Below are 23,341 nucleotides of genomic sequence, written 5' to 3'. Positions count from 1 at the left end.
AGCGGCCTTTACTGTGGGTTGGCGCGGGTGCTGGAGAGCAGGTGCTTGAGGTTGGCCGCCTTGGGCTTGACCAGCCAGAAGCGCCGCACGTAGTCCTCCAGGTTCTCCGAGAGCTCACGCCCCCACTCGCTGCCGGTTTCCTGGACGTATTCGGCCAGGACGCGCGCCAGGTGCGAGCGGTAGGCCTCCATCGCCTCGCCACTGATGCGCTGGATTTCCACCAGTTCGTGGTTGAGCTTGTCGACGAAGGTGTTGTCCTGGTCGAGCACGTAGGCGAAACCGCCGGTCATGCCAGAGCCGAAGTTGTAACCGGTCTTGCCCAGGACGCAGACGAAGCCACCGGTCATGTATTCACAGCAATGATCGCCGGTGCCTTCCACGACCGCGTGAGCACCGGAGTTGCGCACGCCGAAGCGCTCGCCTGCCGTCCCGGCGGCGAACAGCCGTCCACCGGTGGCGCCGTACAGGCAGGTGTTGCCGATGATGGCGCTGTGTTGCGTCTCGAAGGGGCTGCCGGCAGGCGGCACGATGGTCAGCTTGCCACCGGTCATGCCTTTGCCGACGTAGTCATTGGCATCGCCTTCCAGGTGCAGGTGCAACCCGCCAGCGTTCCACACGCCGAAGCTCTGCCCGGCCGTGCCCTTGAAGCGGAAGGTGACCGGCGCGGCGGCCATGCCCTGGTTACCGTGCAGACGCGCGATCTCGCCAGACACCCGTGCACCGATCGAACGGTCGCAGTTGCAGATGTTCAGGTCGAAGGTGCCACCGGCCTTGTCGCGTACCGCTGGCAGGGCCAGGGCGACCATCCGCTCGGCCAGTTCGCCCTTGTCGAACGGCGGGTTGTTCTCGACCTGGCAGAACTGCGGCTTGTCGGCCGGCACGTGGCTGCTGCCCAGCAGCGGGCTGAGGTCCAGATGGTGCTGGCGCTCGGTGTCGCCTGGCAGCACGTCCAGCAGGTCGGTGCGGCCGATCAGCTCGCCCAGGCTGCGCACGCCCAGGCGCGCCAGCCATTCGCGGGTTTCTTCGGCGACGAAGGTGAAGAAGTTAACCACCATGTCGACGGTGCCGATGTAGTGGTCCTTGCGCAGCTTGTCGTTCTGCGTCGCCACGCCGGTGGCGCAGTTGTTCAGGTGGCAGATGCGCAGGTACTTGCAGCCCAGGGCGATCATCGGCGCAGTGCCGAAGCCGAAGCTCTCGGCGCCGAGAATGGCCGCCTTGATCACGTCCAGGCCGGTCTTCAGCCCGCCGTCGGTCTGTACCCGCACCTTGCCGCGCAAGTCGTTGCCGCGCAGGGTCTGGTGCGTCTCGGCCAGGCCCAGCTCCCACGGTGCCCCGGCGTACTTGATCGAGGTCAGCGGCGACGCGCCCGTACCGCCGTCGTAACCAGAAATGGTGATGAGGTCGGCGTAGGCCTTGGCCACACCGGCGGCGATGGTGCCGACGCCCGCCTCGGCGACCAGCTTGACCGACACCAGCGCCTGCGGGTTGACCTGCTTGAGGTCGAAGATCAGCTGGGCCAAGTCCTCGATCGAGTAGATGTCATGGTGCGGTGGCGGCGAGATCAACGTCACGCCCGGCACTGCGTAGCGCAGCTTGGCGATCAGACCATTGACCTTGCCGCCTGGCAGCTGACCGCCCTCACCGGGCTTGGCGCCCTGGGCCACCTTGATCTGCAGCACTTCGGCGTTGACCAGGTATTCCGGCGTGACGCCGAAACGGCCCGTGGCCACCTGCTTGATCTTGGAGCTGCGCAACGTGCCGTAGCGCGCCGGGTCTTCGCCGCCCTCGCCGGAGTTGGAGCGTGCGCCCAGGCGGTTCATCGCCTCGGCCAGGGCTTCGTGCGCCTCGGGTGACAATGCACCGAGGGAGATGCCGGCGGAGTCGAAGCGCTTGAGGATCTCGGTCAGCGGTTCGACCTGCTCCAGGGCGATCGGCTGCTCGGCGACCTTGACCTTGAGCAGGTCGCGGATCATCGATACCGGGCGCTGGTCGACCAGCGCGGTGTATTCCTTGAACTTGACGTAGTCGCCCTGTTGCACGGCGGCCTGCAGGGTGTTGACCACGTCCGGGTTGTAGGCATGGTATTCGCCGCCGTGGACGAACTTCAGCAGGCCACCCTGCTGGATCGGCTTGCGCGCGCTCCAGGCTTCGGCCGCCAGCAGCTTCTGGTCGCCTTCGAGGTCGACGAAGCGTGCGCCCTTGATACGACTCGGCACGCCCTTGAAGCTCAGGCCGACCACCTCGTCCGACAGGCCGATCGCTTCGAACAGCTGCGCGCCCCGGTAGGAGGCGATGGTCGAGATGCCCATCTTCGACAGGATCTTGAGCAGGCCCTTGGAGATGCCCTTGCGGTAGTACTTGAACACCTCGTCCAGGTCGCCCAGCACTTCCCCGGTCCGGATCAGGTCGGCCAGCACTTCGTAGGCCAGGTACGGATAGACCGCCGACGCCCCGAAGCCGATCAGCACGGCGAAGTGATGCGGGTCGCGCGCCGTGGCGGTTTCGACCAGGATGTTGCTGTCGCAGCGCAGGCCCTGCTCGGTCAGCCGGTGGTGCACCGCGCCGACGGCCAGCGAGGCATGGACCGGCAACTTGCCCGGGGCGATGGCACGGTCGCTGAGCACCAGCTGGGTCTTGCCGCCACGGACGGCCTCCTCGGCCTGGTCGGCGATGTTGCGGATGGCCGCTTCCAGGCCGATGCTTTGCTCGTAGTTGAGGTCGATCAGTTGACGGTCGAAGCCTTCGCGCTCCAGCGCCATCAGCGAACGCCACTTGGCCGGGGATACCACCGGCGAGCTGAGGATCACCCGCGAGGCGTGCTCGGGGGACTCCTGGAAGATGTTGCGCTCGGCCCCCAGGCAGATCTCCAGCGACATGACGATCGCTTCGCGCAGCGGGTCGATCGGCGGGTTGGTGACCTGAGCGAACTGCTGGCGGAAGTAGTCGAACGGCGAACGTACGCGCCGCGACAGGATCGCCATGGGTGTGTCGTCGCCCATCGAGCCGACCGCTTCCTGGCCCTGCTCGCCCAGCGGGCGCAGCACTTGGTCACGCTCCTCGAAGGTGACCTGGAACATCTTCATGTACTGCTTGAGCTGGTCGACGTCGTAGCTGGCCACGCCTGGGTCGTCGCTCAGGTTGGCCTGGATGCGCAGGGCATGCTGGCGCAACCAGCGCTTGTACGGATGGCGCGACTTGAGCCGATTGTCGATCGCATCGGTGTCGAGGATCTGCCCGGTCTCGGTGTCGACGGCGAAGATCTGGCCAGGGCCGACCCGGCCCTTGGCCACGACATCCTCGGGCTTGTAGTCCCACACGCCGATCTCGGACGCCAGGGTGATGTAGCCGTTGGTGGTGGTGACCCAGCGCGCCGGGCGCAGGCCGTTGCGGTCGAGCAGGCACACTGCGTGGCGGCCTTCGGTCATCACCACACCGGCCGGGCCGTCCCACGGCTCCATGTGCATGGAGTTGTATTCGTAGAAGGCGCGCAGGTCGGCGTCCATGGTCTCGACGTTCTGCCAGGCCGGCGGAATGATCATGCGCACGCCACGGAACAGGTCGATGCCACCGGTCACCATCAGCTCGAGCATGTTGTCCATGCTGGAGGAGTCGGAGCCCACGCGGTTGACCAACGGGCCGAGCTCTTCGAGGTCCGGGATCAGGTCGTTGGCGAACTTGGTGCGCCGGGCCATGGCCCAGTTGCGGTTGCCGGTGATGGTGTTGATCTCGCCATTGTGCGCGAGGAAACGGAACGGCTGCGCCAGTGGCCACTTGGGCAAGGTGTTGGTGGAGAAGCGCTGGTGGAACACGCAGATGGCGGTCTGCAGGCGCTCGTCACCCAGGTCCGGGAAGAAGGCGGCGAGGTCCGCCGGCATCATCAACCCTTTGTAGATGATGGTCTTGTGCGAGAAGCTGCAGATGTAGTGGTCGGTGTCGGCCGCGTTGGCCACCGACGAGCGACGACGTGCGCTGAACAGCTTGATGGCGAAGTCCTGATCGCTCAGCCCTTCCCCACCGATGAAGACCTGCTCGATCTGCGGCAGACGTTCCAGCGCCAGCTGGCCCAGTACACGCGTGTCGATCGGCACCTTGCGCCAGCCGACCAGCTGCAGGCCGGCGGCCAGGATCTCACGGTCCATGTTGGCGCGAGCCGCCTCGGCCCTGGCCGGGTCCTGATTGAAGAACACCATGCCCACGGCGTACTGCGCTGGCAGCGCGACGCCGAACTGCTCGGTCGCCACGGCACGCAGGAAGGCGTCGGGCTTCTGCATCAGCAGGCCACAGCCGTCGCCCGTCTTGCCGTCAGCGTTGATCCCGCCACGGTGGGTCATGCACGTCAGGGCTTGCATGGCGGTTTGCAGCAGGTGGTGGCTTGGGGTGCCCGTCATGTGGGCAATCAGGCCGAAACCACAGTTATCCTTGAATTCTTCGGGACGATACAGACCTGTTTTCATAGACACATTCTCACCAGGTTCGCCTCTCAACCAAGGCAAATCTCTTTTTTAAACAAACACTTACCATCCGCGCTGATCATTTGCCAGCTTTTTGTGCGGGGGTAATGGATGGGCATTGTGGCACAGCGGCGATCGCGCTCACAAACGATAGTGACGACTCACTTACGCTTTATGTCGCATTTTTGAATGCTTGTCGCGATTTTTGTGTGTTAGCACTCTCGAAAGCAAGATCGAGGCATCGAACACGGGCTGCATGAGGGCTCATGGCCAACAGCCTGGGACAGACGAGCCTGCCGTGTGGGGCACGGCAGGCTCGTTCACATCCGGAATCGCTCAGCGACAGGACGGCTGGGGTGGTGCCGTCCGGAAGGTATCAGCGGGAGGTCGACAGCTCTTGTTGGACGCTGGCGACGGTACGTGGCCAAGGTTTACCAGCCTGGACCTTGGCTGGCAAGGATTTGATGGCCGCCACGGCTGCATCGCGGTTGGCGAAACTGCCGTAGGTCACCACGTACAGCGGCTTGCCTTGCAGGGTTTTCTTGAAGTAGCGGTACTCGCCCCCTTGCGCCTTGACGAACGCCTGAGCCGAGGCCTCGGAGCTGGTGCCGAGAATCTGCAGCACGTAGTTGCCCGACTTCTGCCCGGCGTACCAGCTGCTGCCAGCCCCGCCACTGGCGGGCTTTTCAGCCGGTTTGGCGGCCGCGACCTGGGTGGCCGGTGCAGCCGGCTTGGCAGCCGGCGCCACGGGCTTGGCAGGCGCCTGGGGAGCAGGCTTGGGCGTCGGTGCCACGGCAGCTTGCTGGGCAGGCGCGGGGCTGGAAGGCTGCACCGGGGTAGGCGCAGGGCCTGCCGCCATGCCCTGGGGCGGAGCGGTGGTGGTCACGGTAGGCGGCGTGGAGGGCTGCGGCGCGGTCGAACCCGCGGCAGTGCCCTCTTCGCCTTCGCCCATGCCGGCGGCTTCGGCCAGCGGCTCGCGCACCACTGGCGACTGCCCATTCATCGGCAGCGATTGCGACGACCCCGAGAACTCGATGGCCGGCTTGCCATTGTTGGACTGGACGGCAGTCGGCTGGCCTTGCCCAAGTGGCAATTGCGCCTGCTCGGCAGGTGCCTGGGCAGGCGTGTCGCTTTTCTTGGGCATCAGGACGGCGGCTGCGACGGCCACCACGACGACGGCAGACAGTGCCAGTACGTGCTTCTTAGGCATAGGGAACCCCATGGCTGGTCGCTTGGCCGAACTTCGGCTGGCGATCATGGCTTCGATCAATGTGTCCCGGGCGACCTGGTTGATGGTGCCAGGCCAGCCATCGGAATGTTCGTGGATATCGACGATCTGCTCGCGGGTGAACACGTCGATGCCACGACCAGCGCCTTCCAGGCGCTGCTCGAGGTACTCGCGGGTCTCGTCCTCGCTGTAGGGTTCGAGCTCGATGACATGGAACCGCTCCTGGCCCTCGCTGAGCTCGTCCAACCCCGCGATCAGCGACGGCTCGCCGAACAGGAACACGTGCGGGCGCGCCTCGGGCGTGCCCGCCGTCAATTCCAGCAACGCTTGGAGTGCCGACTCGTCGAGTTGTTCCGCGTCGTCCACCAGCAAGTAGACTTCCTGGCCGGTCAGGGCCAGTTGCACGACCTGGGCGAGGATGCTCTGCACTTCCGGCTGCGCGATGCCCAGGGACTGCGCCACGTGCCCCAGGACACTGGCCGCGTCGCCGGCGCCACGCGCCGACACCACGATACTCTGCACCGCCTGCTTGTTGGTGCTGGCCACCAGGGCCTGACGCAGCAGGGTCTTGCCGCTGCCGATCGGCCCGGTGACCACCAGCAGCAGCTGGCTGTAGCGCGCCAGGTGGTGAAGCTGGCCGAGCACCGGCTTGCGCTGCGCCGGGAAGAACTTGAAGCCCGGCACGCGCGCGGCGAACGGGTCATGGCTCAATTGATAGTGTTCGAGAAAGGCCTCATCGGCATGCAAGCTGGTCATTACGCGGTCACACCCTCAACCTGAGCCACGATCGCGCGGTAATCCGCCGCCAGCGTGGCTTGAAGAATCTCTGTCGGATAGTCGTCGGTCACCACGGCCTGACCGAGCTGGCGCAACAGCACCAGGCGCAGGCGGCCGTCGAGGACCTTCTTGTCGACCGCCATGTGCTCCATGAACTGTGCAGGCGTCATCTGCGTCGGCGGCACGACGGGCAGCCCTGCCGCCTGCATCAGGCGGATACCGCGGTCGCGTGCCTGGCGGTCGATCCACCCCAGGCGCATGGACATCTCCAGCGCCATGACGGTCCCGGCGGCCACGGCCTCGCCGTGCAACCAGACGCCATAGCCCATGTGCGTCTCGATGGCATGGCCGAAGGTGTGCCCCAGGTTCAGGGTGGCACGCACGCCGGACTCGCGCTCGTCGGCCCCGACCACCGCGGCTTTCGCTGCGCAGGAGCGACGGATCGCCTCGGTCAGCGCCTGGGGGTCGAGCTGGCGCAGGGCCGTCATGTGCGTCTCGAGCCAGCCGAGGAAAGGCTCGTCGCAGATCAGCCCGTACTTGATGACCTCGGCCAGGCCTGCCGAGAGTTCGCGCGCGGGTAGGGTCGACAGGCTGGTGGTATCGATCAGCACCGCCTGAGGCTGGTAGAACGCACCGACCATGTTCTTGCCCAGCGGGTGATTGATGCCGGTCTTGCCGCCGACCGAGGAGTCGACCTGCGACAGCAGGGTGGTCGGCACCTGGATGAAATCGACCCCGCGCTGGTAACAGGCGGCGGCGAAGCCGGCCATGTCGCCGATGACGCCGCCGCCCAGGGCCACGACGGTGGTGCGCCGGTCGTGCCGCGCACCGAGCAGGGCGTCGAAGATCAGTTGCAGCGTTTCCCAGTTCTTGAAGGCTTCGCCATCGGGCAGCACCACCGGCAGCACCGAATAGGCCCCCAGGGTCGTGCTCAGGCGCTCGAGGTACAGGGGTGCGACGGTCTGGTTGGAGACGATCGCCACCTGGCGTCCGGCGATGTGTGGTGCCAGCAGCGCGGCCTGGTCCAGCAGGCCTTCGCCAATGTAGATCGGGTAGCTACGCTCGCCCAGGTCGACCTTTAGTGTCTGCATGTATCCCCACGATTGAACTGGGCGCGGCATCGTTCGCACGACCCGCGCACTGACGTCTGGTCTGTTTTACCGGCCCGAGGATAGTACCGGGTTATCGGGGCGGCAACTTCTGCAAGCGCTCGAGGATGTCGAGCATCACCATGCGGGGTGGCCGCTCGTCGGTTTCCACGATGAGGTCGGCGATCTCCCGGTAGAGCGGATCGCGGATCTCCAACAGGTTGCGCAGCGTGGCTTCGGGGTTGGCGGTGCGCAGCAGCGGGCGATTGCGATCCCGTGCCGTGCGTCCGACCTGCTGCTCCACCGACGCATGCAGGTAGATGACGCGGCCGCCTGCGTGCAGGGCGCGCCGATTGGCCTCGCGCATCACCACACCGCCGCCGGTGGCCACGACCTGACCGTCGAGCGCGCACAGTTCGGCGATCATTGCCTCTTCGCGATCACGAAAACCAGGCTCGCCTTCCTTGTCGAAGATCCATGGGATATTGGCGCCGGTGCGCTGCTCGATCTCCTTGTCGGAGTCCTTGAACGACAGGCGCAGCTCTTTGGCCAGCAGCCGCCCGATGGTGCTTTTGCCTGCACCCATGGGGCCTACGAGTATCAAATTTTGCACAGAATCAACGACTCACGACAATCGCCCGGTCGTCCATGATACGCGGAGTCAGGAAGACCAGCAGCTCGGATTTTTTTTCTTGGACCGCTTCACGTCGGAACAGCCGCCCAACATACGGCAGATCGCCCAGAAATGGCACCTTGTCGACGACATTGTTTCGCACCGTGGAGTACACGCCGCCGATCACGACGGTCTCGCCGTCGCCGACGCGCACCTTGGCATTGACCTCGTTCTTGCGAATCGGCGGCACATCGTTGCGCGCATTGATGTAGTCGGGTTCGTCCTTGGTGACGCGCACCGCCATGACGACCCGGTCATCGGGGGTGATCTGCGGCGTGACCTCGAGCGACAGCGAGGCTTCGCGAAACGACACCGACGTGGCGCCGCTGCCGCTGGTCTCCTGGTAGGGGATCTCGGCGCCCTTGAGAATACGTGCGGTCTCCTTGTCGGCCGTGAAGACCTTGGGCTGCGACACGATCTCGCCATGGCCGTTCTTTTCCATGGCGCTGAGTTCGAGGTCGAGCAGCACGTCACCACGCAGCAGCCCCAGACCGAGCCCGGCAGTCGCCTGCTGGACGCCCAGGTCGACGAACAGCTCGCTGCCCAGCCTGGCCTTCTCGCCATACAGCGGCCCGCCCCAGCGCACGCCCAGGGCCCGTTGAAAGTCCACGTCCGCCTCGACGATACGGGCTTCGATCATCACCTGGCGCATCGGCACGTCGAGCTGGGCCACCAGCGCACGGATCTGCGCCAGGCGCGCGGCGGGTTGCGTCACCACCAGCGTATTGGTGCGTTCATCCACCCCGATGCCACCCCGCCCCGCCAGCACACCCTCCTCCTCGAAGGCAGCCATGACCAGGCTGGCCAGTTCACTGGCCTTGGCGTGGTGAATGGGCACCAGCGCGCGCTCCAGAGGCTCCAGGTGATTGCCCACCTCGACACCGCCCCGTTGTTCGGCCAGTTCCGCCAGCGGCGCGACCAGCAACACGTTGCCCTGGCGTCGACGCCCCAGGCCCTTGCTGCTCAAGATGAGGTCCAGCGCCTGCTCCCAGGGCACATCCTGGAGGCGCAGGGTGACATGGCCCTGCACCGTGTCGCTGGCCACCAGATTGATATCGGCGTGGTCCGCCAGCACCTGCAGGGCCGCGCGGACCTCCACGTCTTGAAAATGCAGGGACAATGGCTCATCCCGACCGTCGGCCTGACTCGTCGCCATCGCGCCCATCATCACCGCGCCCATTGCCCATCCATGTACGCTCATCCCTTCCATCCCTGGTTATGCCGTCACGTAATCGCAGCTCGCGCTGGCGTGCGAGCTGATCCTCCCGCCTTTCGCCCACAGGCTCGCCGACCACCACGCGCCGTGCATCGATGCTCAGCACGCGCCCACCTCCGCCGCCCAGACGGTCCCCCACGGCGACCCGGTGCAGGTACCCGTCTGCGTCGAGGACCGCCTGGTATTGGCCACGTCGCGCCAGCACACCGACCATGTTCAATCGTTCGAGCGGCACGTCAGCCAGGCCCTGCCCTTCAGGAGGGAGGGTGACCTGAAAGGGATCGCGGCCTGTCCACGGCTCGTCTGCACGGGCAGGCTGGTGCGCCAGCGTGGCGGGCACGGGCAGCGAGGCCATCTCGCTCTGGTAGGCATGCACCACCAGCTGCCAGCGCAACATCGTCGATGCCGGGTCGACCGGCCGCGCGTCAAGGCGCTCCAACCGCAGCAGCCGCAGCTGGTCGAGCCAGGCGTCGAGCCAACGGCGCAGCCTCGGGTAGGCGCCCGTGACCTCGAGGTGCACGGGGACGACACGGTACCCTTCGCCAAGGTGTGCAGCCTTGACGTCGAGTCGTTCGAAACGCAGCCCGTACCGGTGCGCGTGACTGGCCAGTTGCGCGATCAGTTCGCTGGTACCGTCACCGCCCGCCAGTCGCCAATGCGCCTCGTGCAGTGCTTGCCTGGCCTGCCGGACCTGCTCGTCGAGCATCTGCAACGACTCGAGGGCAGCGCGTTCGGTGGCGTACCGTGCCTCGAGCGACTCACCTACCGCGCGGGCGCCTTGGAGCCGCTCCAGGACAGGGCCGATGCTCAGTGGATAACCCACGCCCAGTATCGCCAGCAGAACGCCACCCCACCCGAGCAGCCTGAGTGGCCAGGGCAGCGTGAGCAGCGACTGCACCCCGCGACGCCACAGACTCACGAGCGACTCCCGTACGCGTCCAGCGACACACTGAAGACCTGGGTATCGCCCTGCGCCTGCAGGTCCTGCAAGGTCACCGAGCCCACCTGCGGCAGGGCCTGGAGCGCCTGCATCAGCTCGGCAACCAGCAGGCCCGAGGGCGCCTGCCCGGACACCTGCAGGCGTCGCTGCTCGAACACCAGCGCCGTCAGGCGAAGGCCCGCGGGAAGCGCGTCCTCGAGTGGCCCGAGCAGGGCCGGCAGACCATCGCCGTCGGCACGCAGCGCGGACAGCTCGGCCAGCTGTCGCGTCAGGTCCTCGAGCGTAGCCTTCACCTCGGCGGCCTGCTGCCGGGACCTCTCGAGCGCCTCCAGGCGTACGACCCAGGCCGCGTTGGTCTCTTGCTGCTGCTGAAGGCGCTGACGGTGGTGATGCGCACAGACCGTCAGCATCATCACGGCCAACAGGCAGGCACCGGCCAGCGCGACCAGCCTCTGACGCAGGGCGGCACGGCGTCGTTGCGCGCGCCACGGCAGCAGGTTGAAACCCGTCATCGCATCAGCCCCCGCACGGCGAGACCACTGGCCAAGGCCAGGCAGGCCCTGGCCTCGCTGTCGGGCGGCGGTGATTCGACGTCCAGGACGAAGCCTGCCCAGGGGTCGATGGCATGGCAGGGGACCGCCAATTGCGCGGCGATCGCCTCGAGGCGCGGCTCCTCGACGCCGATGACGCCCACGACATCCACGCCCGGCCAACCCAGGCGCGGCGCGAGCCAGTGGCGGGCGGCCTGGCGCCAGCTGCCTTGCTCGTCCATGGCCCACACCTGGGACTGCGGGGCCTGCTCGCCAGGCCATGCATACAGGGTTGCCCAGCGTTTCTGCAGCCGCAGCAGTGCAGGTCGCTGCCCGGGCAACCCGGTCGTCAGCGGCCACAAGGCCACTGCGTCGACGTCCACGACCGAGGGCGTGAGCCCTGCGCCGCCCAGGCGGCTCGCCAGTTGGTCGAGTTGCGCCTGCCGGCAGGCCGCCACCCAGACCCCGAGGTCTTCCGAGGTGGAGCACGCAGCGTCGGCGATGCAAAAGTCCAGGGCGACCTCGTCCAGGGCAAAGGGCACGAAGCGGTCCGCATCGGCCAACAGCCAGGCTTCCATGGCCTCTTCATCCAGCCCTCGTGGCACCCGGCGCGGCTTGACGATCACCTGGCTGGCGGGCAAGGACACGACCAGACGCCCCTCGCCGACGCGCTGGCGGGCCCGCCGCAGCGCCGTGGCCATGGCATCGGCCACGGACGTCTCGCGTGTCGCGGTGCCCATGTCGACGCAGGGTTCGATCGCCCAACCTTGCAGATGAACGCGCCCATGGCGCCGACGTGCGCGGACCATGCGCACACCGTCGGCCTCCATTTCCAGTCCCACGATGGAACTGCATCCCCTGCCGAAGCATCCGAGCATCGTGACGTCCTTGTGCGTATTCGGGTTCAGGCATCACACCTCTCGAGGCACAGACCGAGCCCGTCGGCCGGTCACCCCGCCCGGTGAAAAATGCTTATAATGCCCAGCGATTTTTCCTGTTCGCCGGCCCTCGCGCGCCCTCCACTTCCCAACCTGGACACCCAAAAGCCTTGATACGCCTGCTGAAGTTCTTCTGGTGGTCTTTCGTCGCTGTCATCTGTGCGCTGGTACTCGGTGTGAGCGGTGCGTTTCTCTACCTTAGCCCGAGCCTGCCTTCGGTCGATGCGCTGCGAAGCATCCAGTTGCAGATACCGCTGAGGGTCTTCAGCAGCGACGGCAAGCTGATCGCCGAATTTGGCGAAATGCGCCGCTCGCCGATCCGCTTCGATGAAATCCCCCCACAGTTCATTCAGGCGCTTCTGTCAGCCGAGGACGACAATTTCCTCAACCACTACGGGGTCGACCCCAGCAGCCTGATGCGCGCGGCCACCCAGCTGGTCAAATCCGGGCACATCCAGACCGGTGGCAGCACGATCACCATGCAGGTGGCGAAGAACTTCTTCCTGAGCAGCGAACGCAGCTTCTCGCGCAAGACCACCGAGATCCTGCTGGCCCTGCAGATCGAGCGCGAGCTGACCAAGGACGAGATCCTCGAGCTGTACGTCAACAAGATCTACCTGGGCAACCGTGCCTACGGGATCGAGGCCGCCGCGCAGGTGTACTACGGCAAGTCGATTCGCGACGTGAGCCTGGCGCAGATGGCCATGATCGCTGGCCTGCCCAAGGCACCTTCGCGTTTCAACCCGTTGGCCAACCCGGTGCGCGCCAAGGAGCGTCGCGACTGGATTCTCGGGCGCATGTACCGCCTGGGCAAGATCGACCAGGCCAGCTACCAGGCCGCCCTGGCCGAGCCGCTCAATGCCAGCTACCACGTCCCGACGCCGGAGGTGAACGCGCCCTGGATCGCCGAGATGGCACGCGCGGAAATGGTCGGCCGCTACGGCAGCGAGGCCTATACCGAAGGCTTCCGCGTCACCACCACGGTACCGAGCGATTTGCAGGAGATGGCCAACAGTGCCGTGCTCGATGGCCTGACGGCCTACGATGAGCGCCATGGCTATCGCGGCCCGGAGGCGCGCTATCCGGGCAAGACCTTCGCCGAATGGCAGCGTGTCCTGGGCAAGCAGCGCAACCTGGGCGGCCTGGAACCGGCCATCGTGATGCAGGTCACCAAGACCGGCCTGCTGGTGCTGACCCGAGGCGGCAAGGAAGAGCAGGTGCCGTGGGAGACCCTGAAGTGGGCTCGCCCGCACCTGAACGTCAACAGCCTGGGGCGCGCACCCACCTCACCGGCCGACGTCGCCCAGGCCGGCGACCTGATCCGCGTGCAACGGCTGGCCGACGGTACCCTGAAATTCAGCCAGGTGCCCGGCGCGCAGAGCGCCCTGGTGACCCTGGACCCGACCAGTGGTGCCATCCGCGCCCTGGTTGGTGGCTTCTCGTTCGAGCAGAGCAACTACAACCGCGCGATGCAGGCCAAGCGTCAGCCGGGCTCGAGCTTCAAGCCGTTCATCTACAGCGCGGCGCTCGACAGCGGCTACACCGCCGCCAGCCTGGTCAACGACGCCCCGATCGTCTTCGTCGACCCGTCCGTGGACAAGGTCTGGCGCCCGAAGAACGATACCAACACGTTCCTGGGCCCGATCCGCATGCGCGAGGCGCTGTACAAGTCGCGCAACCTGGTGTCCATCCGCCTGCTGCAGGCGATGGGCGTGGACAAGACCATCGACTACATCGCGCAGTTCGGCTTCAACAAGCAGGACCTGCCACGCAACCTGTCCCTGGCACTGGGCACCGCGACGCTGACGCCCATGGAGATCGCCACCGGCTGGAGCACGTTCGCCAACGGCGGCTACAAGATCAGCCCGTACCTGATCGAACGCATCGAAAGCCGCTCGGGCGACACGCTGTTCACCGCCAACCCCGCGCGCGTGCCGTCCGTTCAGCAGGACCAGGCAGGCATCGCCGCGCCGGAACAGCCGTTCAACGTCCAGTTGCCAGGGGAAGCTGCACCGGCCAATGCCCAGCCGGCCGCTGCCGCACAACCGCCCCAGGTGGCCGAGCGGATCATCGACGGTCGCACCACCTACATCCTGACCAGCATGCTGCAGGACGTCATCAAGCGCGGCACCGGGCGTCGCGCCCTGGCATTGGGCCGTGACGACCTGGCCGGCAAGACCGGCACCACCAACGAGTCCAAGGATGCCTGGTTCTCCGGCTACAACGCCGACTACATGACCACGGTCTGGACCGGCTTCGACCAGCCCGAGACCCTGGGCCGACGCGAATACGGCGGCACCGTGGCGCTGCCGATTTGGATGCACTTCATGGGGGCGGCGCTCAAGGGCAAGCCCAGCCATGCCCCGGCAGAGCCCGAAGGCATCCTGAGCCTGCGCGTCGATCCGGTCAGTGGTCGCGCAGCCAGGCCGGACACGCCCAACGCCTACTTCGAGCTGTTCAAGGCCGAGGACTCGCCGCCGTCGTCGGGCGAACTGGGCAATGGCGTGGCGCCGGGCAGCCCTCTGCCGGCCGACGAAGCGACGCCGATGGACCTGTTCTGACGGCGTGCGCTCCAGGGCCTTCGGGCCCGGTCGCCCCTCGCCCCACCCTTCAGGACCGACCGGCCACCAACGAAAAAGCCCTGGCGCTCACGCACCAGGGCTTTTTTCATGACGGGTCGACTGATCAGCCGTTGAACACGTCATCCACGCTCTTGAGCGGGTAGTGCTTCGGGTACGGCAGGGTGGCGACGCCGGACTCGATGGCGGCCTTGGCCACGGCATCCGACACCACGGTGATCAGGCGTGCGTCCATCGGCTTGGGAATGATGTACTCGCGACCGAAGCTCAGCGACTCGACGCCATAGGCGTCGCAGACGTCCTTGGGCACCGGCAGCTTGGCCAGGTCCTTCAGGGCGATGGCGGCGGCGATCTTCATCTCTTCGTTGATGCGCTTGGCGCGCACGTCCAGGGCACCGCGGAAGATGAAGGGGAAGCCCAGTACGTTGTTGACCTGGTTCGGGTAGTCGGAGCGGCCGGTCGCCATGATCACGTCGTCACGGGTGGCGTGCGCCAGCTCGGGCTTGATTTCCGGGTCCGGGTTGGAGCAGGCGAAGACGATCGGGTTCGCCGCCATGGACGCGAGGCCTTCGGCGCTCAGCAGGTTCGGGCCGGACAGGCCGACGAACACGTCGGCGCCTGCCAGGGCATCGGCCAGGGTACGCTTGTCGGTGGCGTGAGCGAACTGGGCCTTGTACTGGTTGAGGTCTTCACGGCCGGCGTGGATGACGCCACTGCGGTCGATCATGAAGATGTTCTCGACCTTGGCGCCCATGCTGACCAGCAGCTTCATGCACGAGATCGCGGCAGCACCAGCGCCCAGGCAGACGATCTTCGCGTCGTCCAGTTGCTTGCCGGCGATTTCCAGGGCGTTGATCATGCCGGCCGCGGTGACGATCGCGGTGCCGTGCTGGTCATCGTGGAAGACCGGGATGTCGCACTGTTCGATCAGCGCGCGCTCGATCTCGAAGCACTCCGGGGCCTTGATGTCTTCCAGGTTGATGCCGCCGAAGGTGATGGAGATGCGCTTGACGGTGTCGATGAAGGCTTGCGGGCTTTCGGCATCGACTTCGATGTCGAACACGTCCACGCCAGCGAAACGCTTGAACAGCACGCCCTTGCCTTCCATGACCGGCTTGGAGGCCAGCGGGCCCAGGTCGCCAAGGCCCAGGATGGCGGTGCCATCGGAGATCACCGCCACCAGGTTGCCCTTGCCGGTGTACTGGTAAGCCAGCTCAGGGTCACGGGCGATCTCGCGTACCGGCTCGGCGACGCCTGGGCTGTAGGCCAGGGACAGGTCACGGGCGGTGGAGGTCGGCTTGGTGAGTTCGACGCTCAGTTTCCCTGGGCGAGGCTGGGCATGGTATTCGAGGGCGGCGGTTTTGAGATCTGACATGAGGGCTTTCCGCTAATTGGACTGTTCTGACGGACCGCCGAGGATACGCAAAGAGCCAAGGGGCGACAAGACTGCCCGGTCACTTGTGTCAAGACCTTCGTCCTACGACTTTACGCTAGGTGCCTCGCTTGCCCTGAGGCCGTCGGCACTGCCCGTCAGCGCACCTCGAGCATGCTCGGATCGGTCAGCGACACCGTCCAGCGTGGCCCGCCGCGCCTGCCTGAACCGGCAGCGACGCGCTCGCGGACCCAGCCACGCACTTCCACCTGGCGGCCTTCGAGGCGCTCGAGCGTGCTCACCGACAACCGCCGCTGGAGCCTGGCAGGCACCGTCACCACCAACCGATCATCGATCGTCAGTGACACGCCCGAACGCTGACGCCGGACCTGCACGACACGGCCCGTGACCACGGCAAAGCCGGGACGCCGCAGCCCGGCGGCCTGGCGCACGACCGGTCGTCGCCACAGCCCGGCACCCGCCTCCCGCGCCTGACGCTCGGCCTGCCGATGGCAGCGGGTCAGCGCCACGTTGGGCGCGATAGCCACGCGGTAACCCAGGCCTTCGCTGAGCAACCGGGCCTCGAGATTCCGACCGTCGCGGCCATAGGCATGGGCCAGCAGCCGGCCATAATGGTCGCTGCGCTCCTTGCCTACCACCAGGCCGAGACGCCCGCCACTGGCCTTGACCAACGCCCGCAGGCGCTGCCGGGCTGCGTCGGCGAGTGGTTCGCTACGCTGGCCACGCCGACGGATTTCGGGCGCATTGATCCCGATCAGGCGAACACTGCGCCCATCGGTCAACCTCAAGGTATCGCCGTCCACCACCTGGCGAACGGTGACCGGCTGCAAGAGGCCCGGCGGGGTGCAGTGCACCTCGGCCCGGACCGACGCACCCCAGATCACGGCCATGAAAAAGGCGCCCGCGAGGGGCGCCTTCTTGTGCAGCGGTGCGAAGCCCAGGGGGTTCGCCAGGCGCATGCTTACTTCTTGGTACCGAACATGCCGAAGCGGTCGGCGAACTTCTGTACGCGACCACCGGTGTCCAGGACTTTCTGCTTGCCGGTGTAGAAGGGGTGGCACTGCGAGCACACGTCGATCGCCAGCGGCTTGGCCAGGGTCGAACGGGTTTCGAACTTGCTGCCGCAGCTGCAGGTAACTTCTACAACTTCGTAATTCGGATGGATATCTGCTTTCATGGTCACTTCCTCGGCTGCGTGCCGCCATCCAACACCATTGTTGAATACCGCACGGAATCAGGCGACGTATGATAGCAGAGCCATGCGCCAGCGCAAGTTGCCGCACCCACCGACCGTCGTGCTAGGCTCGCCAGGCCATTCGCTTCCTTTTCAGAGATCTGCCGCGTGCCCGACGTCATCCTGCGCCTTGCCCTTCCTTCGCCGCTGCGCAGGTTGTTCGACTACCGCGCGCCGCCAGGCGCCTCGGGCAAGACCTTCGTGCCGGGCATGCGCCTGCGCGTGCCGTTCGGGCGGCGAGAACTGATCGGGGTCCTGGTCGAGGTGGCCGACACCAGCGACGTGCCGGCCGACAAGCTGCGCCCGGCCACGGCACTGCTCGATCCGGTCTCGCCGTTGCCCGCGTCCCTGCTCAAGCTGTGCCTGTGGACGGCCCAGTACTACCAGCACAGCCTGGGCGACACGTTCAACTGGGCCCTGCCGACCTTGCTACGCCAGGGCGAACCGGCCGAAATGCGCCAGGAGCGGTTCTGGCAGATCGCCCCCGGCGCACGCCTGGACGATCCGCGCATCGCCCGTGCACCGCGCCAGCGCGAGGCCTTGCAGACCCTGGCGCAGCATCCCCACGGCGTGGCCCATGCGGTCCTGAGCAAGCTGGGCCTGAGCAAGGACAGCCTCGACCTGCTGCTGGCCAAGCAATTGGTGGAGATCGAGCTGCGCCGTCACCTGCCTGCCACGCGCCACGAGCACTGGCTCGCCCAACCCGAGCTGCCGCTGAACGACGAGCAGCGCGCCGCGTTCGACGCCGTGCGCTCCTCGTTCGGCGGGTTCCAGGCGTTTCTGTTGGCCGGGGTGACCGGCAGCGGCAAGACCGAGGTGTACCTGCAACTGATCCGCGAAACCCTCGAGGCCGGCAAGCAGGCACTGGTGCTGATCCCCGAGATCAACCTGGGGCCGCAGACCCTGGCGCGCTTCGAGCAGCGCTTCAACGCCCGCATCGCCCTGCTGCACTCGGCGGTCAACGACCGCGAGCGGCTCGACGCCTGGCTGGCGGCGCGCGACGGCGAGGCGGACATCATCATCGGTACACGCTCGGCGCTGTTCACGCCGATGAAGCACCCCGGCCTGATCATCATCGACGAAGAGCACGACGGCTCCTATAAACAGCAGGAAGGCCTGCGCTACCACGCCCGGGACCTGGCGCTGGTGCGTGCGCGCCAGGAAGACGTGCCGATCCTGCTAGGCTCGGCCACCCCGTCACTGGAAAGCCTGCACAACGCCCACGGTGGCCGCTACGGCCTGCTGCGCATGCAGCAACGCGCCGGCGGCGCCCGACAGCCGCGCTTCCTGCGCCTGGACGTCAAGAGCCGCCCCCTGGACAGCGGCATCAGTGGCCCGCTGCACCAGGCGATCGGCCAGACCCTCGCGGCCGGTCAGCAGGTGCTGGTGTTCCTCAACCGGCGCGGCTTCGCACCGACCCTGCTGTGCCACGACTGCGGCTGGCTGTCCGGCTGCCCACGCTGCGATGCGCGCATGACCGTGCACCAGCGTTCGGGGCTGCTGCGCTGCCACCATTGCGGCCATGAAGAGCGCATCCCGCACCAGTGCCCCCAGTGCAACCACGTGGACCTGCGCCCGGTCGGCGCGGGGACCGAGCGCGCCGAGGAGCGCCTGAGCACCTTGTTCCCGGAGTACCCCGTGCTACGTGTGGACCGCGACAGCACCGCCCGCAAGGATGCCATGCAGAACCTGTTCGCCACCATCCAGCGAGGCCAGCCCTGCATCCTGGTCGGCACCCAGATGCTTGCCAAGGGCCACCACTTCCCCCGCGTGACCTTGGTGGCGATCCTCGATGCCGACGGCGGCCTGTTCTCGGGCGACTTCCGCGCCAGCGAGCACATGGCGCAGCTGATCGTGCAGGTGGCCGGCCGCGCCGGGCGGGCCGAAGAGCCGGGCAAGGTGATCGTGCAGACGCACCTGGCCGAGCACCCCTTGCTGGTGCAACTCACCGAGCAAGGTTACTTCGCTTTCGCCGACCAGGCCTTGAGCGAACGCCGCGCCGCGGGTCTGCCGCCTTTCTCGCACCTGGCCCTGCTGCGTGCCGAGGCGCACAAGCCGGGTCAGGCCGAAGCCTTCCTCGACGAAGCCTGCACGGCCGCCGAGCGCCTGCTCGCCGTGCAGGGCGCCGGCGGCATCGAATTGCTCGGGCCGGTGCCGGCGCCCATGGAGCGCCGCGCCGGTCGCTACCGGGCGCAACTGCTGCTGCAAGCCAACGCCAGGGCTGCCTTGCACCGCCTGCTCGCCAGCTGGCTGCTGGAGCTCGAACAGATGCCATCAGGCCGCCAGGTGCGCTGGTCGCTCGATGTGGACCCTGTGGATCTCTACTGAGGAGCGAGCTGCAGGCTGCAAGCAAAAGCGGCGCTGCCCGGCGGATCGAGCCGGGCTCACCGCCTGGGCCGTTCAGCTTGCCGCCTGCCACTTACCGCTTACGACTTGCCGCCTGCCGCCTGCGACCGGATAATGCCCAGTTTTTCCACCTGCGCCTCGAAGCGCCCGCCGCGCGTGCGGTCGAAAGAGAACCTGATGAAAGACACCATTCGCCAGCTGATCCAGCAAGCCCTCACCCAACTCGTCGCCGACGGTGTGCTGCCTGATGGGCTGACGCCGTCGATCCAGGTGGAGAACGCCCGGGACAAGACCCACGGCGACTTCGCCAGCAACATCGCCATGATGCTGGCCAAACCTGCCGGCATGAAGCCGCGCGACCTGGCCGAGAAGCTGATCGCTGCGCTGCCGGCGTGTGAAGACGTCAGCAAGGTCGAGATCGCCGGCCCCGGCTTCCTCAATTTCTTCCAGAACACCCAGGCCCTGGCCAATCGTCTGGACGCTGCACTGGCCGATGCGCACCTCAATGTGCGCAAGGCAGGCCCTGCCGAGAAGGTGGTGGTCGACCTGTCGGCCCCGAACCTGGCCAAGGAAATGCACGTCGGCCACCTGCGCTCGACGATCATCGGCGACAGCGTCGCCCGTGTGCTGGAATTCCTCGGTGACCAGGTGATCCGTCAGAACCACGTCGGCGACTGGGGCACCCAGTTCGGCATGCTGCTGGCGTACCTGCAGGAAAACCCCATCACCAGCGACGCGCTGTCGGACCTGGAAAACTTCTACCGCGCGGCCAAGAAGCGGTTCGACGAGTCCGAGGAATTCGCCACCCGCGCCCGCGGTCTGGTGGTCAAGCTGCAGGCCGGCGACCCTGACTGCCTGGCGCTGTGGACACGCTTCAAGGACATTTCGCTGTCGCATTGCCAGAAGACCTACGAACAGCTCAACGTCAAGCTGAGCATGGCCGACGTCATGGGCGAAAGCGCCTACAACGCCGACCTGGCCAACGTGGTCGCGGACCTGGCGGCCACGGGCCTGCTGGTCGAGAGCCAGGGCGCGCAATGCGTGTTCCTCGACGAGTACAAGACCGCTGAAGGCGAGCCGCTGCCGGTGATCGTGCAGAAGGCCGACGGCGGCTACCTGTACGCCACCACCGACCTGGCAGCCGTGCGCTATCGCAGCAACGTGCTCAAGGCCGACCGTGCGCTGTACTTCGTCGACCAGCGCCAGGCGCTGCACTTCAACCAGGTGTTCGAGGTCGCCCGCCGGGCCGGCTTCGTCGGCCATCCGATGCGCATGGAGCACATGGGCTTCGGCACCATGAACGGCGCCGACGGCCGTCCGTTCAAGACCCGTGATGGCGGTACCGTCAAGCTCGTGGACCTGCTCCAGGAAGCCAAGGAGCGCGCCTACGCGCTGGTCAAGGAAAAGAACACCGACCTGGACGAGCAGGCCCTGCGCCAGATCGGCGAAGTCGTCGGCATCGGCGCGGTCAAATACGCGGACCTCTCCAAGCACCGCACCAGCGACTACAGCTTCAACTTCGAGCTGATGCTCAATTTCGATGGCAACACCGCGCCCTACCTGCTGTACGCCTACACCCGCGTCGCCAGCATCTTCCGCAAGCTGGGCAAGCAGTTCGACGATGTCGAAGGCCGTATCGTCCTGCAGGCGCCTCAGGAGCAGGACCTCGGCGCCCGCCTGGCGCAGTTCGGCGAAGTGCTCAACAGCGTCGCCGACAAGGGCACGCCGCACGTGCTGTGCGCCTACCTGTACGACATCGCCGGCCTGTTCTCGAGCTTCTACGAGAATTGCCCGATCCTCGCTGCCGAAACGCCCGAGCAGCAACAGAGCCGCCTGCGCCTGGCGGCGCTGACCGGACGGACCCTCAAACAGGGCCTGGAGCTGCTAGGCCTGGAAACCCTGGAGCGCATGTAAGGTGGCCGCCAAGAAGAAGCCTGCACCCAAGCGTGGCGCCAGCCGGACTCAAGCCCCTGCCAAACAGCCCATCCCTGGATGGGTATGGCTGGCGGCAGGACTGACGATCGGTGCGTTCGTGGTGTTCCTGATGAAGCTCGAGCCCGGCAGCGGCGACGTCAAGCGCACCCAGCCCGAGCAGCAGCAGGCCGAGAGAGCCGCGCAAGCGGCCAAGACGCCGCCTTCGCCCGAGCAGCCGGTCAAGCCCAAGTACGATTTCTACACGCTGCTCCCGGAATCGGAAGTCATCGTGCCGCCAGAGGCCGTGCCTGAGAAGACGCCACCGGTGCCTGCCCAGCCTGTACCGCCGCCGACCAAGCCGGTTACCGCCGAGGAAGCGGCGAAGATCGACACCGCGCGTGCCCAGGCCGCCCTCTCCGGGCAGACGCCACCGCCTGCGCCACCGGTGCTCAAGCCTGCCGCGACCACCCAGTACTTCCTCCAGGCCGGCTCGTTCCGCAAGCAGGCCGACGCCGACAAGGTCCGCGCGCAGATCATCCTGCTCGGTCAGGCGGTCAAGGTCGAGTCCGGCACCGTGAAGGAAGAGACCTGGTACCGCGTGCTGGTCGGCCCGTTCAGCAACCGCGAGCAGTTGACCGTGGCCCAGAAGCAGCTGGGCGGCGCCGGCTTCAACAACCTCCTGCTGCAGCAGCGCCAGATTCGCCAGTAAGGCGGCAACGCGCTGCAAGCTACAGCATGGGGCGAAGCGACGAGGCTTTGCCCCATGCCCCTCTCCCCCGCCCCGCCGCTTCACCTGCCGCTGGCGCCTGCGCCTAGCGTCGCTGCCCGTTGACCTGAGACACCTGTCCGTTGAGCGTCCAGAAGTCGTAGAGCACGCCCAGCAGGAACACGCCGCCGGTCAGCAGGTAGACCAGGGCGCTGATCCACTTGCCCTGATACAGCCGATGCACGCCGAAGATGCCGAGGAAGGTCAGAAAGATCCAGGCCAGGCTGTAGTTCACAGACCCTGGCTGAAAGCGCATGTCGGCTTCCCGGTCCATGGCAGGAATCAGGAAGAAGTCGATGATCCAGCCGATGCCGAGCAGGCCCAGGGTGAAAAACCAGATCGTGCCGGTGATGGGCTTGCCGTAGTAGAAACGGTGCGCGCCCGTGAAGCCGAAGATCCAGAGCAGGTAGCCCATGACCTTGCTGTGGGTGTCGTGGGGTGCGGTGTGCTGATAACCATTCATTCGTAAAATCTCGCTGTGTAATCCTAAAAATTTCTAAACGTTCATGTGACTTTTGTGAACCTTGCCGACGTATGGCGGTCTTGGATCGACCAACGGATCATTATTTGATCAGAAGGTGTTATAGAGTTGCCCGCCTAAACAGACACCCACAAGAGCTTCACCTATGCCACCTTTGTTCAAGACATGGCTGACCCTCTGTCTCTTATTGCCCCTGGCCGCCCACGCCACCAACCGTGAGCAACGTCTTCCCAACGGCTTTACCGGCTATACCGTCCATTACGGCACGTCGGCCAAGGTCGCCCATGCGCCGCTTCGTGCCAAGCCGAGCAACGCCGCCAAGCTCAAGGCCGGTCCGACCGTCGCCTCCGCCAACAAGCAGAGCAGCGCCGTGCTCAAGCGCGCGGTCAACGCGATCGGCACGCCTTACCGCTGGGGCGGCAGCAGCCCGAGCAAAGGCTTCGACTGCAGCGGCCTGGTGAAATACGCCTTCGACGACGTCGCCAACGTGAACCTGCCACGCACCTCCAGCGCCATGGCCCAGGGACATGGTGTGAAGGTAGCACGCGGCGACCTGAAGCCGGGCGATCTGATCTTCTTCAACATCAAGAGCCGCCGGGTCAACCACGTGGCCATCTACCTGGGCAACGACCGCTTCATCCATGCGCCACGTCGCGGCAAGCGGGTCAGCATCGACACGCTGAACAAGCCCTACTGGAAGCAGCATTACGTGGTCGCCAAGCGGGTCCTGCCGAAGGACACCGGTACCGCAGGCCTGCAGGTGGTCAAGCGCTGAAGGCAAAGGCCT

17 protein-coding genes are annotated in these 23,341 nt (G+C 66.3%); 5 read left to right on the top strand and 12 right to left on the bottom strand.

The annotated features are described in order from the left end of the window. Positions 1-8: 8 nt before the first annotated feature. From gltB to pilM, 8 genes are all read right to left on the bottom strand, one after another. Complete coding sequence (gene gltB, locus G7Z99_RS04750; protein WP_181092434.1) at positions 9-4,454, bottom strand: glutamate synthase large subunit; 4,446 nt, start codon at positions 4,452-4,454, stop codon at positions 9-11. A gap of 373 nt (positions 4,455-4,827) precedes the next feature. Then, positions 4,828-6,435, bottom strand: coding sequence for an AAA family ATPase (locus tag G7Z99_RS04745; protein WP_181092433.1), 1,608 nt, complete (start codon positions 6,433-6,435; stop codon positions 4,828-4,830). Next, complete coding sequence (gene aroB / locus G7Z99_RS04740) at positions 6,435-7,547, bottom strand: 3-dehydroquinate synthase (RefSeq protein ID WP_181092432.1); 1,113 nt, start codon at positions 7,545-7,547, stop codon at positions 6,435-6,437. The genes G7Z99_RS04745 and aroB overlap by 1 nt, the downstream gene beginning before the upstream one ends. Before the next feature lie 91 nt (positions 7,548-7,638). After that, complete coding sequence (gene aroK / locus G7Z99_RS04735; protein WP_181092431.1) at positions 7,639-8,157, bottom strand: shikimate kinase AroK; 519 nt, start codon at positions 8,155-8,157, stop codon at positions 7,639-7,641. Between the two features lie 4 nt (positions 8,158-8,161). Next, the gene (locus tag G7Z99_RS04730; protein ID WP_258196961.1) at positions 8,162-9,397 is read right to left on the bottom strand and encodes a type IV pilus secretin PilQ; all 1,236 of its coding nucleotides are present in this window, start codon (positions 9,395-9,397) and stop codon (positions 8,162-8,164) included. Further along, positions 9,342-10,352, bottom strand: a complete 1,011-nt coding sequence (locus G7Z99_RS04725; RefSeq protein ID WP_181092429.1) for a pilus assembly protein PilP — start codon at positions 10,350-10,352, stop codon at positions 9,342-9,344. The genes G7Z99_RS04730 and G7Z99_RS04725 overlap by 56 nt, the downstream gene beginning before the upstream one ends. Further along, positions 10,349-10,885, bottom strand: a complete 537-nt coding sequence (locus G7Z99_RS04720) for a PilN domain-containing protein (RefSeq protein ID WP_181092428.1) — start codon at positions 10,883-10,885, stop codon at positions 10,349-10,351. The genes G7Z99_RS04725 and G7Z99_RS04720 overlap by 4 nt, the downstream gene beginning before the upstream one ends. Further along, a complete protein-coding gene (gene pilM / locus G7Z99_RS04715) occupies positions 10,882-11,781 on the bottom strand; it encodes a type IV pilus biogenesis protein PilM (RefSeq protein ID WP_181092427.1) in 900 nt (299 codons plus the stop codon). Before pilM ends, G7Z99_RS04720 begins: the two co-directional genes overlap by 4 nt. A 170-nt stretch (positions 11,782-11,951) precedes the next feature. Here pilM and G7Z99_RS04710 point away from each other — a divergent pair, with 170 nt between their 5' ends. Beyond that, positions 11,952-14,402 carry a penicillin-binding protein 1A gene (locus tag G7Z99_RS04710; RefSeq protein ID WP_181092426.1) on the top strand — a complete coding sequence of 817 codons (2,451 nt, stop codon included), beginning with the start codon at positions 11,952-11,954 and terminating at the stop codon, positions 14,400-14,402. 124 nt (positions 14,403-14,526) lie between these two features. On the opposite strand, the gene G7Z99_RS04705 is transcribed toward G7Z99_RS04710, so the two are convergent. The 3 genes from G7Z99_RS04705 to rpmE form a co-directional block, all read right to left on the bottom strand. Beyond that, complete coding sequence (locus tag G7Z99_RS04705) at positions 14,527-15,795, bottom strand: malic enzyme-like NAD(P)-binding protein (RefSeq protein ID WP_181092425.1); 1,269 nt, start codon at positions 15,793-15,795, stop codon at positions 14,527-14,529. Between the two features lie 155 nt (positions 15,796-15,950). Then, positions 15,951-16,772, bottom strand: a complete 822-nt coding sequence (locus tag G7Z99_RS04700) for a thermonuclease family protein (RefSeq protein ID WP_181092424.1) — start codon at positions 16,770-16,772, stop codon at positions 15,951-15,953. 2 nt (positions 16,773-16,774) lie between these two features. Further along, positions 16,775-16,990: a 50S ribosomal protein L31 gene (rpmE, locus tag G7Z99_RS04695; RefSeq protein ID WP_060395291.1), complete on the bottom strand. Its 216-nt coding sequence runs from the start codon at positions 16,988-16,990 to the stop codon at positions 16,775-16,777. A 165-nt stretch (positions 16,991-17,155) separates the two neighbouring features. On the opposite strand from rpmE, the gene G7Z99_RS04690 reads away from it, so the two are divergent. The 3 genes from G7Z99_RS04690 to G7Z99_RS04680 all read left to right on the top strand — a co-directional run bounded on the left by G7Z99_RS04690 (position 17,156) and on the right by G7Z99_RS04680 (position 22,016). Beyond that, positions 17,156-19,375, top strand: a complete 2,220-nt coding sequence (locus G7Z99_RS04690) for a primosomal protein N' (RefSeq protein WP_181092423.1) — start codon at positions 17,156-17,158, stop codon at positions 19,373-19,375. A 195-nt stretch (positions 19,376-19,570) separates the two neighbouring features. Beyond that, on the top strand, positions 19,571-21,307 hold the full coding sequence (gene argS, locus G7Z99_RS04685; protein WP_181092422.1) for an arginine--tRNA ligase: 1,737 nt from the start codon (positions 19,571-19,573) through the stop codon (positions 21,305-21,307). Between the two features lies 1 nt (position 21,308). Next, the gene (locus G7Z99_RS04680; protein WP_181092421.1) at positions 21,309-22,016 is read left to right on the top strand and encodes an SPOR domain-containing protein; all 708 of its coding nucleotides are present in this window, start codon (positions 21,309-21,311) and stop codon (positions 22,014-22,016) included. A gap of 103 nt (positions 22,017-22,119) precedes the next feature. Here G7Z99_RS04680 and G7Z99_RS04675 read toward each other — a convergent pair whose 3' ends face one another. After that, a complete protein-coding gene (locus G7Z99_RS04675) occupies positions 22,120-22,536 on the bottom strand; it encodes an NINE protein (protein WP_181092420.1) in 417 nt (138 codons plus the stop codon). 163 nt (positions 22,537-22,699) lie between these two features. On the opposite strand from G7Z99_RS04675, the gene G7Z99_RS04670 reads away from it, so the two are divergent. Beyond that, positions 22,700-23,329 carry a C40 family peptidase gene (locus G7Z99_RS04670; RefSeq protein WP_181092419.1) on the top strand — a complete coding sequence of 210 codons (630 nt, stop codon included), beginning with the start codon at positions 22,700-22,702 and terminating at the stop codon, positions 23,327-23,329. The last annotated feature ends 12 nt before the right edge of the window (positions 23,330-23,341 follow it).

It is taken from the genome of Pseudomonas entomophila, assembly GCF_013523165.1.
GTDB classification, from domain to species: domain Bacteria; phylum Pseudomonadota; class Gammaproteobacteria; order Pseudomonadales; family Pseudomonadaceae; genus Aquipseudomonas; species Aquipseudomonas entomophila_A.
The sequence above is the reverse complement of the archived record's forward strand: the minus strand, read 5'-3'. Positions and strand labels throughout refer to the sequence as shown.